Here is a 605-nt window from a genome sequence, read left to right as displayed (position 1 = left end):
GCACGGTGGAAGACGCCGCGCTGTTCAGCTTCGGCCTGCATGGCGTGCGCCTGACCCAGAGCGTCGCCCTGCGCCCGCGCCTGGCGGTGTGCATGTCAAAGCAATGGGAGCACGCGCGCCCGGAGATGGTGGAGGCGATCGAGCAGCTCGCAGCGCAGGCGCAGCGGGACGGTGCCCATGTGGTGCGCATCCAGCTGCCCGAAGACATTGAAGCGCTGGTCGAGATGCAGCCACGCCTGTTCGCCTTCGAAGCGCGCCAGTCGCTGGCACACGAACGCGCGCACCACAGTGGCCGCTTCAGCACGCGCCTGCAGCAGCGCCTGGCGGGCGGTGAAGGCATCACGCCGCAGGAGTACCTGGACATGCGCCAGCGCGCAGCGCGCGCGCGCCAGGCGGTGCAGGCGCTGTTCGCCGATGTCGACGGCCTGCTCTACCCGCCGGCCGAGGGCGAAGCCGACAAGGGCTTGAAAGACTCGGGTTCGCCACGCTTTGGCGCACTGTGGAGCCTGCTGCACCTGCCCTGCATCTCGCTGCCGATTGCGCGCGGCCCGCAAGGCCTGCCGATGGGAACGCAGGTGATTGGCGCCTATGGCGACGACGAGCGG

Annotated in this window: 1 protein-coding gene; it reads left to right on the top strand. The window is 69.9% G+C overall.

Annotated elements, in window-relative coordinates:
- Positions 1-605 (top strand): amidase family protein (locus B2J89_RS21525; protein ID WP_240965113.1); only part of this gene is annotated, 605 nt, incomplete at both ends.

The organism is Acidovorax sp. SRB_24 (genome assembly GCF_012931925.1).
Note: the sequence above shows the minus strand (reverse complement) of the source record. Positions and strands in the feature narration are given on the sequence as shown.